Source organism: Singulisphaera sp. GP187 (genome assembly GCF_900129635.1).
Classification (GTDB): Bacteria; Planctomycetota; Planctomycetia; order Isosphaerales; family Isosphaeraceae; genus Singulisphaera.
The window spans coordinates 5,971,794-5,985,864 of the sequence record NZ_FSRB01000001.1 but is presented as its reverse complement, the minus strand read 5'-3'; the positions used below and the strand labels follow the sequence as shown (position 1 = coordinate 5,985,864).

Genomic DNA, 14,071 nt, shown 5'->3' with positions numbered 1-14,071 from the left:
TCGGCCCTTGAGGGCAAGATTGGCCTGGGTGGAGATGTCGCAAATTTCGTGCCGAACACTATTGGGGACATAGTGCTTATCGATAAATACCAATAATCTATATGTCCCCATTTGTTTTCTCGTCATCGGTCATCAGCGCGGACCACACCGTCAACGAGGCCGCAAGCGAAGATGGTCCGCAATAGCGGACCCTACGGGGCAAGACAAAGCGATTGACTGACGTCGCTCGTTAGAACTCCATGAGCGGCACGAACCGGCGGAAGCGTTCGGTCAGGGCGTCGGCCAGGAGAAGGGGTTCAGGGAAGAGTTTGTCGTCGTTCGAGGCGAGAGCAAACGAGATCGCCTCCTGGCCCAGGTTGACCCGGATCACGCCGAACGGAACCGCGCGGGTGCGTCCGAGGGAGCCAAGGACCTGGCTGAGGATCGCGTCGTCCGCGGGGCCGATCGGCTCGGGGGTCAGGACGACGATGGTGAGGCCGATGACCAGGCCGCACGGACCTGGCTTCTGCCAAGGAGGAAACCGGCCGTTGACGGCCATCGCGAGCCGGGTCAGGAACCGCCGGTAGTCGACCACGGAGAGGCCGATGTCGATCGGTTGCCGGACCACCGCCACCACGCTCAAGGCGCGGCCGAGCCAGGGGATCCAGTGGAGCCGGACCGGGCGCCGGTAATAGCGGAGGACGTCCAGGGGAGGCTCGCGATAGTCCTCCCCGTCCTCGGCAATCGAGCCGGTCGGCTGTAAGAGCGGGTCGATGATCGCGAAGAAGTCGTCCTCGATCATCGGATCGGGCATCCCTTCAAAGAGGCTGGCCAAGGCGCGAGGCGGTGGCGTAGGATCAAGCCGGCGTTGCCCCCAAAACCAAAAAGGGCTCGGCCACCGCGGGATGAATGAATGGACGGACGGACGGCTGGCCGGCCGGAACAAAGAAGAAGAGTAACCCACGTGGATCGCGCAAAACGGGCCGCTGACTCGCGTGTCAGCCTGGCGATCATCACCGACCCGGGCCAGGCGAACTCGTTCGGCACACTCCACGGCGGGGTCATGCTCCACCTCGCCGACGAATGTGGCGCCGTCGCAGCGCTCCGACACGCGGGCGGGGGACGGATCACCACCGCCGCCATCGACTCGATGACGTTCCTCGGCCCGGTCTATGTCGGCGAGCGGGTCGAGCTGACGGCCGAAGTCACCTACGTGGGCCGGACCTCGCTCGAGGCCCGGATCGAAATCTTCGCGGAACCCCTCGCCCGAGCCCAGCGAAGGATGGTCGCCCTGGGCTACGGCCTCTACGTCGCACTCGACGACGAGGGACACCCCCGACCGGTCCCTCCGCTGCTCCTGGAGACCGAGTCGGACCATCGCATCGCCCAGGCCGCCAAAGCGCGGCAGGCGGTCCGCCTCGCCCGCCGCGCCGAGGCGGCCGCGACCGACGAGAGCGCGATTCCGTGAGCCTTGATTCACGCCAGGTAGCGACTGCGGCCGTGATCAGTCCTGAGCGGGCTGAGGCTCGTAGTTCATCTCCATCTGCGGGATCGGGGGGACGGTCGGAGGCTCGAACTTGGGCACCGACGTCTCGATGGAGTCCACCGGACGCGCTCGTTCCTCGGCCCGTCGGCTCGGAGTGTGCGAAGACATCGTGGAGGAAAAGTCGAGCTCATCCTCGAGTCCACGCAGCCCCTTCTTGAACTCGACGATCCCCTTGCCCAGGGAGCGGCCGACCTCGGGCAGTCGCTTCCCGAACAGGAGCACGGCGACGGCCATCACGATGATCATTTCCAACGGACCAAGGTTGGGAAGCATTGCGAGCAGATCTCCACGGAGAGGAGAGGATTCAAGGATTCAGTTCGATTCGGTTCAGGTCTGTCCCGGTCGTGGATTTGCGTGCAGCCGACACAAGCTCGGGCTTCGTCAAACCTCGGGCGGCGGCACGGGCTTCTTGGTGTCGGCCGTGACCGCCTGATCAAGGTCATCCTCAATCCCCGCGACCCCCTTCTTGAACTCGACCACGCTCTTGCCGAGCGACCGCATCACGCTGGGCAGACGATTGCCGAACATCAAGAGCATCACACCGCCGACGATGGCGATTTCCATCGGGCCCAGGCTTCCGATAAATCCGAACGGCAGCATTGGTCTAACTCCTCATCTCAGATCAAAAGAGGGGTGAAGGCATGGTGTCGGTAGCAAGATCAGTATCCGAATCCGTCAGTGCGAAACCCCGGACCCGCTGACGATGATCGTCCGAGTCACGATCCAGGCGGCCAAGGCCGCCGCGGCCATGATCGTGAAGAACCAGAAGGTTCGATCCCCGCCGAGCCCAAACCGCGCCGCAGGCCTTGAGGGCGGCGTCTGAGCCGGAGCCGCCGCCGAGCCAGGCGCCCGTCGCGCGGGCGTCAGCCAAGGTAAGATCGCCCGCGCCTGACGCGTCTGCAACACGCCCGACCGACCGTACAAGGCAAGCACGACCATGACGATCAGGGCGATCGAACGAGGTCCCAGCATGGCCCAGATCATCCCCAGCCCGATCATGATCCCAAGACTCCGAACCGGAACGCACGGAAAGGCGACCGTCCCGCAACGCGTGCGAGCGGCTCTTCCATAATACCGCGAGGCACGCCAAACGGCGCTCGCGAATGCATTCGAAAGACTGGGACATCACAGTGGGGATTGTTTCGGTGGGGGGAGCCGACAGATCGGCGCCAACCGAGGCCAAGGCGTCTCGACAGGGACGACGCGGGGTAGGGCGGACATCATTCATCCTACCCACCCCAACCTCGGTGTCAATCCCCATCCCCCGTTCAACTCGAGTTCAGGGCGTCTTGAGCGGGGGAGGGGGAGCGGTGTCGGCAACCTCTCGTTGCCAGCCACGCAGCAGTGCGGAGAGCCGCTCGAGCTCCTGGGCGTGGTTCGGGTCGCCGGCCCGATTGGTCAGCTCATCGGGGTCGGCACTCAGGTCAAACAACTGGAGTTGCTGGGCCTTCGGATACCAGATCAGCTTCCAACGCTCGTCCCGCACCGCTCGCTGCACGTCGCGGTACGCGAGGAAGAGAGCGTCTCGGACACCAGCCTTCTCTCCCTGGATCACGGGGGCAAGGCTCCGACCATCGAGCCCAGGCGGCACCGGCACCCCGGTCAGGTCACAGAGCGTCGGAAACAGGTCGTACAGATAGACCAGGGCGGCGGATCGACCCTTCGGAATGCCGGGGCCGGCCAGGACGAGTGGCGGCTTCACATGCTCATACAGGTTCTGCTTGCCCATCAGTCCGTGCCGCCCCCCCACCGCCAAGCCGTGGTCGCTGGTGAAGACGACCACCGTGTTGTCCCACCGGCCCGCCGCTTTGAAGGCGTCAACCACCCGCCCCACGTGGTGGTCCAGGTCGGTAATGCAGGCGTAGTACTCCGCGAGGTGCCGCTGCATCGCGTCGGGGGTCCGGGGAAAAGGGGCGAGCAACTCGTCGCGAATCTCCAGCTCGCCATTGTCGAACGGATGCTCCGGCATGAAGTTCTTCGAGAGCGTAATCTTGGCCGGGTCATACTTCGCCTGGGTCTCCGGCGGGGCCGTCCGCGGGTCGTGCGGCATCGAGGGGGCCAAATAGACGAACAAAGGCTGGTCGGCTTGCTGGGTGCCCACCCATTCGATCGCCGCGTCGGCGCACTTCCGACTGGTGGACGCGCCGGAATGGGGGATCGGGACAACCTTCGAGAATTGGTCGTGCCCAACCCGGAACGAATTCCCTGGTTTCGTCACACAGAGGGTGGCGTACCCGTTGGCGGCGAATGTCCCCCGAGCGTGGGACCGGCGTACGACCGAGCGTTCGGGGCCGGAATCCGGAACAACGACTTTCCGGTCAAGAGCATCGTGCGGCTCGGTGCGCAGACCGCCGGGATCATGCTCCCCTGGCAATAGGCGTTGCGGAACACGAACCCGCGACCGACCAGGGCGTCCTGAACCGGGGTCTCAATCTCCGGATTGCCCAACGCCCGGATCGTGTCGGCCCGCTGGTCATCGGTCACGACCAACAAGATGTTTGGCCTGGCCGCGGCCGACTGTCCCGGAGCCATCAAGGTCGTGAGGGTCAAGGCAAGGCCGACGATTCGTGGGACAATCATTTGCAGGGTCCTCAAGGTCGTCACCTGCCCCGTCCCTCGGGGTGGTGGCAGGCTGAAGCCTACCCGACAATGAAAGAGAAAAATACCGGTGGGCACGGCCCACCGGCTTTCGGCGATGACCAAGCTTTGGCTTGGCTCAGGTGCTTCTGAATCGACTCCCGAACCCGCATGACTCACGACCGGAGGAGTTGCTCAATACAGTAATCAATAATATCGACGTTATTAAACATTGTGACGTGGGTGACGGGTCCGGTGGTCGTGGTGAAGGTGGGGCCACCGGGGACGGGGGTGCCGTGGCCCCACTGCTGGATCGTGACCAGCGGGTCGCCGATGAAAGTCGTCTGCTGCGAGACGAGCGGGACGACGGTATCGCCGTAGGGCTGCAACACGTTGAGATACCAGGTCTCACCGGGGAGCGTCGGGATCGGAGGCGCTCCGGGAGGGAACTGGATCGACAAAATCTCTCCGCCTACGCCCAACTTCGTCTGGACCAGGGTATTGGTCAGGGTCGTGACGCAGTAGGTGGCAACGGCATGCCTGAGCTTTTTGACCCAAGGGTTGTTACCGGGGGGTGTTGAGCGCATTGAGGTCCAGCAGGATCTGGCTCGCCGCATCGGTGCTGTTGACGTTAGTGGCCGTGCCGTCTTGCTGGATCAGGAAGTCGTCCGTCCCACTCATGACGATGCTTCCTCTCGCCGAGCCAGCAGGCTCCGAATGCCATACAAAGGCATCCGAAGCTTGCCCTGAGCCAACGGCCTCGTTATTTAACGTTCCGAACCGGCCGGAACGGCTAAATCATGAGCATACCGCTGGATGGGACCAAGCGGTAGCCTGAGGGAGAGAAAGCCGACAAGGGGGAATAGGTTAACCGCGGAATGGGGAGCCCTGATGTCAGCAGCGACTGAAATCCAAAATCAAACCGCCCCGATTCCGGCTCCAGCCTTGAGGAAGCGGGGCGTTGGCCTCAGGCGACTGGCACTGCCCGAGCCAGGTCGAGTCTTCGGTTCAGCCAGCCGGCTTCGGGGCCGCGGCGTCCGCCTTGGGGGCGGCTTGGGGAAGACCTTCGTAGTCCCAGTCGAAGGAGGCCTGAAACGGCTTCCACCAGGGGGCGACACCGGTCGCGGAGTCGGAGTGGCGACCGAGGCCGCCGGCCGACGGGGGATTGATGTCAAAGACGAGTTGATACGCTCCCGGCTTGGGCATCGTGAGGCTCGCGCCGTAGTGGAGGCCGTCGCTTGCAACCATAGGCATAAGTTCGCCCTGTTGGATCGCGGCGACCATCGGCTTGAGCTCGCCCTGATGAACCGGTTTGCCCCCCTGGGCGGGAAAAACCTTGTAGCTGATCTTCATATAGGGGACGAACTCATCTTTGGCGAACCCGTTGCGGTTGCCCTCGGTCGCGTGGATGTCGGCTTCCAGGTGGATCATCTCGGCGCCGGACGCGTCGACCATTCCGTCCATCTGGATCGAGGGGAGCCAGACGGCCGCGATGCGCATCTGGTTCTTCTCAATCGACTCGCCGATCGGGTACTCGCGGAAGCCCGCGGGCTTGGCGGACCCGGGCGCGGGTTCCACGGGGACAGGATCCACCGTAGGCGTTATGGAGGCCGATCGCTTGGCTGATCCCCCCTTCAAGTCGAGGTTCAACACCACGACAAGCACCACCCCACCGAAGATCAGAGCCGTGACCAGTGGACCCGCCCAGCGCTTGAGCACGAAGTGCCTCCTTTTGATTTCTGCGAGGAGAGCAGAGGGGCCCCGCAATCCCTCCCTGAGTTTTGGAGGGAACGGCAAAGGCCCACTGAGCTCGAGAAAGGGCGTGCGAAAAATAAGAGGATCCCGTGGGTCTGTCCGATCCCCGCGGTCCATTTCTCTCGAACACGCCCTTTCCAATGAGGATCGGCCACCGGACCAGGGGCCGACCGCGACGGTTAGCGACTGGTGGCAGGGCGAGGAGCCGGCTTCGGCGCCGACGAAACATCCCCCGTAAGCACGAGCAGCAGAGCGAAACCGGCACCGAGGAGCAACAGGCCTTGCACCGAGAGGGCCTGAACGTTCGGATGCAGGCCGAGGGCCGGCAGACCCGGGCCAAACCATTCCAACTCGGTCGTCTTGAGGATCCCCGCGTTCTGGAGCTCGAAGATCCCGTTCCCCGCGAAGACCACCGCCATCGCAAACAGAATCATCCCGGAGACCTTGAAGAAGGAGCGGAGCGGCAGGCGAACACTGCTCGCCCGGATGATCAAGGCGATGACGGCCAGGAGCACCAGGCCAACTCCCAAGCCAACGGCCAGACCCATCAAGCCTTCACGTGATTTCCCATGCCCGCCGAGCAACGCCTGATACATCAGTGCGGTCTCGGCCCCTTCGCGATAGACGGCCAGAAACGCGGTCAGGGCCAGCGTGCTGAGCCCGCCGATCTCCGACCCGCGTGCGGCCTGTCGCTTGAGGAAGTCCATCCACCGCTTCGACTCGGACTGGGAGATCAACCAGTAGCTGACGTAGAAGAGGACCCCCGCCGCCGCGAGCATGACCACCCCCTCGGCCACCTCCCGCGTCTTGTTCTGCGCGGAGCTGACGATCAGGTTCAGGCCCACGGCCGTGATGATGCTGGCGACGACCGCCAGTCCGACCCCCCAGCCGATCGCCCGCATCGCCCCGGGCTGGGCCGTCTTGGTCGCCAGGGCCACGAGCATGGCCAACAGGAGGATGACCTCGACCCCCTCGCGGAGCATGATGAACAGCGACCCCGCGAACGCCGGCCCGAAGGTCCCGGCCGGTTGCCCTTCCACCCGGCCCAAGGCGAGCGCGACCCGCTCCTGCAAGTCGTCCAGCTTCACCGCCAGCTTCTCGCCCTTCAGACCCGCCCCGACCTCGCCGCGAATCCGGTTGAACTCAATCTCCAACGGGCGAACCTCCCGTGGGTTCAGCGAGTTCAAGATTCGCTCCAAGGGCTCGAAGTCGACCAGGTAGACCGAGGTCATCGCCGAGGCGGCGTCGTCGGGCTCGTCCTTGTCGGCCAGCGTCTGAAGTTGGTGCAACCCCCGCTTCAGACCCAGCAAGAGCCCACGCTGATCGCGTGCGCCGGGCACAGTCGCCGCGAGCGGCGGAAGCCTCGAATCGGCCCCCCCCACGAACACATGGGCCCGATCGGTGATCCCCTTCTTGTTCAGGGCATCCGAGACACTGACCAAGTTCAGGAGCAGCTTGCGTGTGAGCTCGGCCATGGCCTCCGGCGGCTTCTCTCCTTTGGCCACTTTCGAGGCTTCGTCCGCGATCGCGTAAAACTCACCTTCGAGCTCCTTCGCCCGCGCGTACCCCAGATAGCTCCGCACGGCGATTTCCATATCCGACCCTTCAAACTCGCCCCAGTAGGCGTCCTCCGCCAGCCTCCTTGCCTTCTTGAACTCACCGGGGCGGGTGGCCGCATCGAAGCTCGCGGCCAAGGTCAGGCTGATCCGGTCGATCACCTCGGACCACGGCAGCACCGGCGCCACCTGGCCCGCGACGGGCGTCAACGACGGCGCCGTCACGGTCAGCGTGCCCAGGTCCGAAGTGGCGCCGCCGCCGATTTCGATTTCCTTACGGAGCGGCTCGCCCATCTCGTGCCAGACGTTGACGACGTAGCGGCCCTCGGGAACGTCACTAAACCGGAATTTGCCGTCGCGTGAGCAGACCGCCACCCAGGGCGAATCGCTCACCACGACATATCCACGCATGTGACTATGAATATCGCAAGCGAGCCGCACGACCCCTGGCTTATCAGGAACCCAGTCATGGGGTTCCCCAGGAGCCATCGACTGGTTAAAGTCGAAGCCGGGAGTGACGACGTGGACGCTATGCCGCTCCGAGTCGGCATTGGTAAACCGCAACGTTCGCCCCAGGGACATCGCCTGCACCCGAGGTACAAACTGCAACCCCTTCTGGTCGACCAGCACGACCTCGGCATCGGCCACGTTGGCCTTCGCCCGCGCCGGACGGGATCCGGAGACCGGCTCGAGGCTGACAACCGCGGGACTGACCCCGGGCGAGCAAACATCGGGCATGGCAACCCGGCCCGAAACGTCCCCCGCACGGACCGGCGTCCCCCCGATCAGCAGCAGCAGGAGCGAGGCCAAGACCGCCAACCGTCGCATGGAAGTGTTTACCACGTCGCGATCCATCAAAATGTGGGTGGGGTGGTTCTTGACCAGGGGGGAGTTACGTAGGGTATTGAGATTCAATCTCAGCAGGATCCTGCTCATTATAGTCGCGTGTTTGCGAGGTCGTCAAACAGTTTTTTCGCGGATACCTAACGATGATTACTGAGTCTAACCCAAAGCCCGGCACGACTTACGAAGGTCCGGTGCTGACCTCGACGTTTTCGTTCGGGGGGCGGGACGTTCGTGTGGTGCGGCCTGCCGACCCGGACCGGTTGCTGGACGACCCCAGCGTTTTGGCCTGGAACCGGCAAGATGATTACATGCCTTACTGGGCCTATCTCTGGCCTGGGGCTCATCTTCTGGCGGAGGTGGTGGGTCGCGAGCCCTGGACGGCGGGAGCGCAAGCGCTGGAGATCGGCTGCGGCCTGGGCCTGGCCGGCCTGGTGGCCTTGGCCTGTGGCCTACGGGTCCGGTTCACCGACTACGACGATGCCCCCTTGCAGTTCGCGGCCCGAAGCGCCGAGGCGAATGGCTTCGCCCCCGAGACCTATTCCACCGCTCTGCTGGACTGGCGTGAGCTACCCGAGGAACGGTATCCGATCATCCTGGGGGCCGACGTTCTCTACGAGAGCCGGCTGGTCCCGCTCGTCGCCGACCTCCTAGCCCGCCTGTTGGAACCGGACGGCCTGGCGCTGATCGCCGGCCCTTACCGCGTCGCGACCGAAGGGCTCGACGCCTGCCTGCGTGATCGCGGCCTGGTCCAGGAACTCGAGCCGATCCGCGCGGAGAGCGAGCACGGCCCGGTGCGCGGGACCTTGCACCGGATCCGGCGTGCCTAAGATCTTGCACGGATCTCGAAACCCACAGCATCGATCGATGCGCATTTCCTCGACTGCCGGATTCTCGCTCCCCAAATCACATCATCACCAAAGGAGCTCACACTCCCCATTCGTCTCGGGAGGTCTCGGACGAACGGGGGGTGAGTTCGCTCGGCCCCGTCGGTCCCGAAGGCGGTTTCCTGGTGGGCCGTGCCTACCCTAAGACCAGTTCGATACATGCTCATTTTTCCGATTGTCGCAGGCCGGCTTCAGTGAGCTTGAATTGAATAGTCATGGTCTTGGATCACCAGACACTTTACACTCAAACGACATTCGATCTCGCCGCGATGAACCAGGCCGGAGGAGTCCCCGCAGCCAAGAGTTCACGACGACGAGTACGCCCCTGAGAACATGGTCACACAACGAACGCTCGAACGTAGTACAACGCCCTTGCCCCGCTCTCAATCAGGAACGATCCATGAGTTTCGACAACCCCTACGCAGCGCCCGAGGCCGACCTGACCGTGATCAAGGAAGTCGAGAGTGACGGTGAGCTCGCCACTCGCTCCACCCGGCTCGGCGCGGCGATCGTAGACAGCTTGATCGGTATTGTGTACGCCATGCCGATTACTTATCTGCTGGGAACATGGAACTACATAAGCCAGGGGCTAACTCCTCCGATCGGCCTTTCCCTCACCGCGACGGCCCTTGGCTTCCTCGCCTTCCTGTTGATCCACGGCTCCTTCTTGAAGGCGAACGGCCAGACCATCGGTAAGAAACTCGCCGGGATCCGAATCGCCGATCTCAACGGGAACGTCCCCGACCTCGGCACCTTAATCCTGCGACGCTATTTGCCGATCTCGATCGTTGCGTCGATCCCGCTGCTCGGCGCCTACTTGCCGATCGGGGACGTCCTCTTCATTTTTCGAAAAGATCGCCGCTGCGTTCACGACCTGATTGCCGGTACGAAGGTGGTTCTCAATCAAAAACAGCGTTGATTTGGCCCCACTTACGCCATCAGGTCTCGGCAAGGAGACCCTGGCGCGTGCCACCCCGTCGACACGGCCAGGGTTGAAGCAATCGCGCGGACTTCGGGGAAGAGACCAACCCCGACGGATCGTCCACGCCCGCTTCTCCTTGAATTGACGCGGCAGGGTCGACCGCTTGCCGTCGGACGACCGAGCTGCCGTTAACAACAGATCTGTTGTGCAACAAAATTGTTGTCAACGGACGGAGTCTCTTCGATCGTGGAAAGCTCCTCAGACGTCGTGGTCGACCTGGAGCGTGTACTCGATCAGCACACCACTCTCATCATCGCTCGTCTTGAACCAGCTTCACGCGCCGGTTATGCCGCGGACGCCGTGAAGCTGTTGGACGAAACGGGAACCGGCGAACGCTGGCGTCCCCTGCGTGAGGCGTTAAACGCCGTGGCCGAGAATGCCCCGGAGTCCCTGCGGCGATTGGCCCCCGAAGTCCGCGAGCCCGCCCTGGAAATCTTCAGACAAATCACACGCTCACGTCCCGATTCGAGCGAAGCGTCCCGATAACCTCGTCGACGCTACCGACCTTCTCCTCTTCAAGAATCCGGGTGAGGTCATCGACGAGCCGGTCGGACGCGGTCGGGTCATAGAAGGTGGCGGTGCCAACCTGGATAGCGGAGGCGCCGGCGACGAGGAACTCGAGGGCGTCGTCGACGCTGGCGATCCCGCCGATGCCGATGATCGGCAGATCGGGCAGGGCGCGGGCGATCTCCCAGACCATCCGCAGGGCGAGCGGCTTGATCGCGGGGCCGCTCAGGCCACCGACGTCGTTGGCCAGGACCGGCCGGCGTTTTCGCCAGTTGACGACCAGGCCGCGAAACGTGTTGATCAGGCTGACCGCGTCAGCACCCCCATCGGCCGCCGCCCGTGCGATGGCGACGATGTCGGTGACGTTTGGCGTCAGCTTGGCGATGATCGGCAGTGAGGTCACCGCGCGGACCCGCCGCACCAGTCGACCGACGGCGTCGGGGTCGATTCCCAGGTCGAGGCCGTGGCTGACATTCGGGCACGAGACGTTGAGCTCGAGCGCGGCGAGGCCAGGGTCGCCGCCGAGCATCTCGGCCATCGCGACGAACTGGTCTTCGTCCTCACCCGCGATGTTGGCGATCACGGCCGTGCCGACGGTCCGCAAATAGGGGAGGTGGTGCTCCCGGAAGTGGTCGATGCCATCGTTGTCCAGGCCGATCGCGTTCAGTAGGCCCGAGGCGGTCTCGACGGTCCGAGGCGTCGGGTTGCCCGCTCTCGGTCGATAGGTCACGGTCTTGGGGATTACCCCGCCGAGCCGATCGAGCCGGACGAAGGGGGCCATCTCCCGGACGTAGCCGAACGTGCCCGAGGCGACGAGAACTGGGTTCTTTAACTCCAAACGTCCGAGACGGACCCGCAAATCGACCACGTCGCAGCTCCCGCGTTCAAAATGGCTCGAAGGACTGTTCCCACCCAATCATCCCGATTTCGGCCGCCCGCGCCCATCGGGCCTTGAGTGACCTTCAAGGTACAATAAATACGGACCGAGCCGACACCCCGATCGTGGGGGCCGCCCTCCCGACCTCGTCTGAGGATCCCCACGCCATGGCCCTGCGGATCGAAGACTACGCCTTGATCGGAGACTGCCGGACGGCCGCTCTGGTCGGGAACAACGGATCGATCGACTGGCTCTGCGTCCCTCGGTTCGACTCGGGCGCCTGCTTCGCCGCGCTGCTGGGCACGGCCGACAACGGTCGTTGGCAGATTGCCCCCGTGGAACCGGTCCGCCGGGTCCGCCGCCGCTATCGGCCCGGAACGCTCGTGCTCGAGACCGAGTTCGAGACCGACTCGGGCACGGTCGCGGTCATCGACGCCATGACGATGACCGCCCCGACCCCAACCGTCGTCCGACTCGTCGAGGGCAGGGGGGACACGTCCCGATGCACCTCGAGCTGGTGATCCGGTTCGACTACGGCTCCATCGTCCCCTGGGTCCGGCGGACCGACGGCTCGATCTCGGCGATCGGGGGCCCGGACATGCTCCGGTTCACCTCAGGCGCCCCAATCCGGGGCGAAGGCCTGACGACCGTCGCCGACTTCACCGTGGCCGACGGCCAGCGGATCCCGTTCGAGATCACCTGGCACCCCTCGCAGGAGCCCTGCCCGCCGCAAGTCGACGTCGAGCGTGCAATCGAGGAGACAACGGCTTGGTGGTGCCATTGGTCGCAAGGGTGCAAGCACGAGGACGGCGACACCGAGGCGGTCCGCCGCTCGCTGATCACCTTGAAGGCCCTGACCTATGCGCCGACCGGCGGGATCGTCGCCGCCCCGACCACGTCCTTGCCCGAGGCCCTGGGCGGAGTCCGGAACTGGGACTATCGCTATTGCTGGATCCGCGACGCCACCTTCACGCTCTATTCGCTGATGACCTCGGGCTACCTCGAGGAGGCCTGCCAGTGGCGTGACTGGCTGCTCCGCGCCGTGGCCGGCCAGCCGGCGGAGCTTCAAATCATGTACGGGTTATCAGGCGAGCGCAGGCTCACCGAAATGGAGCTCCCCTGGTTGCCCGGCTACGAGCATTCGCGTCCCGTCCGGATCGGCAACGCGGCCTCGAACCAGTTCCAGCTCGACGTCTTCGGTGAAGTCATCGACGCCTTGTACCAAGGGCGTCGTGACGGCCTGGCTCCGCTCGAGGATGGCTGGCGGGTCGAGCGTCAACTGCTCAAGCACCTGGAGACCGCCTGGACGCTTCCCGACGAAGGGATCTGGGAGGTTCGTGGCGAGCGCAGGCCGTTCACTCACTCGAAGGTCATGGCCTGGGTCGCCTTCGACCGCGCGGTCAAGTCGGTCGAGCAATTCCAGGTCGAGGGCCCGGTCGAGCGCTGGCGGGCGGTGCGTGACCAGATCCACGGGCAAGTCTGCCGCGCGGGCTTCAACTCCGAGTTGAACTCATTCGTTCAGGCGTACGGCACCAACCGGCTCGACGCCAGCCTGCTGATGATCCCGCTGGTCGGCTTTCTGCCGGCCGACGACCCCCGGGTGCTCGGCACCGTCGCAGCGATCGAGCGTCGCCTGATGAAAGACGGTTTCGTCGCCCGGTACGAAACCGACCCGGAAGTCGATGGCCTCCCCCCCGGCGAAGGATCGTTCCTCCCTTGCACCTTCTGGTACGCCGACAACCTGGGACTTCAGGGGCGAACCGACGAGGCGCGTCGGATCTTCGACCGGCTCCTGGCCATCCGCAACGACGTCGGGCTCCTCGCGGAAGAGTACGACGCGACGACGGGCCGACAACTGGGCAACTTCCCCCAAGCCTTCTCCCACGTCTCGTTGATCAATACCGCCCACAACCTCGGGCGCGGTCGCAAACCCGCCGAGCTCAGACAGCGAAGCTGAGAACAAGACACACACCGAAGCCAGAGCCCCGAACAGGCGACGGACCAGCCCGTCGTCTCGATCGGCTTTGGATCACCAGACTCCCGGAAAACCGAAGCAAGCCTTCCCCCTGCCAAACCGTCGACCGGTTCGCCAACAGCCAGCTTCCCCCGCGCCTCGACTTCGCAATCGATGCGCGGGGGAAGCTGGCTGTTGACGGACCGTCGACCGGCCGCTAAATTACCATTTAGCTATACAACCTAGAGGCTATCAACCAATGGTCACCGCGAGTCTCGACGCCACGTTTGCGGCCCTATCCGACCCCACCCGGCGCGCGATCCTCGCCCGGCTGGCCAAGGGCGAGGCCACGGTGAATGAGTTGGTCGCCCCGTTCAAGCTGAGCCAGCCCGCGATCTCCAAGCACCTCAAGGTTCTGGAGAAGGCCGGCCTGATCACGCGAGGCCGGGACGCCCAGAGGCGGCCATGCCGGATCGCGGCCGAGCCGCTCGCCGAAGCCAACGGATGGCTGGAGGACTACCGGAAAATCTGGGAGGTCAACTTCGACCGCCTCGACAACCTGCTGGACGAGATGAAGGCCGAGAACCAGAAACCCTCATAAACACGGA

15 protein-coding genes and 1 pseudogene are annotated in these 14,071 nt (G+C 64.3%); 6 read left to right on the top strand and 10 right to left on the bottom strand.

What is annotated here, in order from left to right:
• Window positions 1-229: 229 nt before the first annotated feature.
• Entirely contained in the window at window positions 230-781 is a 552-nt protein-coding gene (locus BUS42_RS23490) for a hypothetical protein (protein WP_074311381.1), read from the bottom strand.
• Window positions 782-943: 162 nt separating this feature from the next.
• On the opposite strand from BUS42_RS23490, the gene BUS42_RS23485 reads away from it, so the two are divergent.
• The gene (locus BUS42_RS23485) at window positions 944-1,447 is read left to right on the top strand and encodes an acyl-CoA thioesterase (RefSeq protein ID WP_074310185.1); all 504 of its coding nucleotides are present in this window, start codon (window positions 944-946) and stop codon (window positions 1,445-1,447) included.
• 36 nt (window positions 1,448-1,483) lie between these two features.
• On the opposite strand, the gene BUS42_RS23480 is transcribed toward BUS42_RS23485, so the two are convergent.
• The 8 genes from BUS42_RS23480 to BUS42_RS23450 form a co-directional block, all read right to left on the bottom strand.
• Window positions 1,484-1,798 (bottom strand): twin-arginine translocase TatA/TatE family subunit, encoded by a 315-nt coding sequence (locus BUS42_RS23480; RefSeq protein ID WP_074310182.1) that lies wholly within the window; start codon window positions 1,796-1,798, stop codon window positions 1,484-1,486.
• Between the two features lie 108 nt (window positions 1,799-1,906).
• A complete protein-coding gene (locus tag BUS42_RS23475; RefSeq protein ID WP_074310180.1) occupies window positions 1,907-2,125 on the bottom strand; it encodes a Sec-independent protein translocase subunit TatA/TatB in 219 nt (72 codons plus the stop codon).
• 75 nt (window positions 2,126-2,200) lie between these two features.
• Complete coding sequence (locus tag BUS42_RS23470; RefSeq protein WP_074310178.1) at window positions 2,201-2,524, bottom strand: hypothetical protein; 324 nt, start codon at window positions 2,522-2,524, stop codon at window positions 2,201-2,203.
• 280 nt (window positions 2,525-2,804) lie between these two features.
• On the bottom strand, window positions 2,805-3,626 hold the full coding sequence (locus BUS42_RS23465; protein WP_410001691.1) for a sulfatase-like hydrolase/transferase: 822 nt from the start codon (window positions 3,624-3,626) through the stop codon (window positions 2,805-2,807).
• A gap of 113 nt (window positions 3,627-3,739) precedes the next feature.
• Window positions 3,740-4,105, bottom strand: a complete 366-nt coding sequence (locus BUS42_RS45310; protein WP_254053690.1) for a sulfatase-like hydrolase/transferase — start codon at window positions 4,103-4,105, stop codon at window positions 3,740-3,742.
• Window positions 4,106-4,278: 173 nt separating this feature from the next.
• Window positions 4,279-4,689, bottom strand: a complete 411-nt coding sequence (locus BUS42_RS23460; RefSeq protein WP_074310176.1) for a hypothetical protein — start codon at window positions 4,687-4,689, stop codon at window positions 4,279-4,281.
• A gap of 421 nt (window positions 4,690-5,110) precedes the next feature.
• Window positions 5,111-5,821: an iron transporter gene (locus BUS42_RS23455; RefSeq protein ID WP_074310174.1), complete on the bottom strand. Its 711-nt coding sequence runs from the start codon at window positions 5,819-5,821 to the stop codon at window positions 5,111-5,113.
• Between the two features lie 215 nt (window positions 5,822-6,036).
• Window positions 6,037-8,241: an FTR1 family protein gene (locus BUS42_RS23450; RefSeq protein ID WP_074310172.1), complete on the bottom strand. Its 2,205-nt coding sequence runs from the start codon at window positions 8,239-8,241 to the stop codon at window positions 6,037-6,039.
• 161 nt (window positions 8,242-8,402) lie between these two features.
• Here BUS42_RS23450 and BUS42_RS23445 point away from each other — a divergent pair, with 161 nt between their 5' ends.
• From BUS42_RS23445 to BUS42_RS42980, 3 genes are all read left to right on the top strand, one after another.
• Window positions 8,403-9,086, top strand: coding sequence for a class I SAM-dependent methyltransferase (locus tag BUS42_RS23445; RefSeq protein WP_074310171.1), 684 nt, complete (start codon window positions 8,403-8,405; stop codon window positions 9,084-9,086).
• Window positions 9,087-9,543: 457 nt separating this feature from the next.
• Window positions 9,544-10,062 carry an RDD family protein gene (locus tag BUS42_RS23440; protein ID WP_074310170.1) on the top strand — a complete coding sequence of 173 codons (519 nt, stop codon included), beginning with the start codon at window positions 9,544-9,546 and terminating at the stop codon, window positions 10,060-10,062.
• Window positions 10,063-10,311: 249 nt separating this feature from the next.
• Window positions 10,312-10,611 carry a hypothetical protein gene (locus BUS42_RS42980; protein WP_143206446.1) on the top strand — a complete coding sequence of 100 codons (300 nt, stop codon included), beginning with the start codon at window positions 10,312-10,314 and terminating at the stop codon, window positions 10,609-10,611.
• On the opposite strand, the gene BUS42_RS23435 is transcribed toward BUS42_RS42980, so the two are convergent.
• On the bottom strand, window positions 10,571-11,500 hold the full coding sequence (locus tag BUS42_RS23435) for a dihydroorotate dehydrogenase (RefSeq protein WP_074310168.1): 930 nt from the start codon (window positions 11,498-11,500) through the stop codon (window positions 10,571-10,573). The two genes, BUS42_RS42980 and BUS42_RS23435, sit on opposite strands and share 41 nt — an antisense overlap.
• 176 nt (window positions 11,501-11,676) lie before the next feature.
• Here BUS42_RS23435 and BUS42_RS23430 point away from each other — a divergent pair.
• Window positions 11,677-13,466 (top strand): annotated as a pseudogene (locus BUS42_RS23430) (glycoside hydrolase family 15 protein).
• Between the two features lie 256 nt (window positions 13,467-13,722).
• The gene (locus BUS42_RS23425; RefSeq protein WP_074310166.1) at window positions 13,723-14,064 is read left to right on the top strand and encodes an ArsR/SmtB family transcription factor; all 342 of its coding nucleotides are present in this window, start codon (window positions 13,723-13,725) and stop codon (window positions 14,062-14,064) included.
• The last annotated feature ends 7 nt before the right edge of the window (window positions 14,065-14,071 follow it).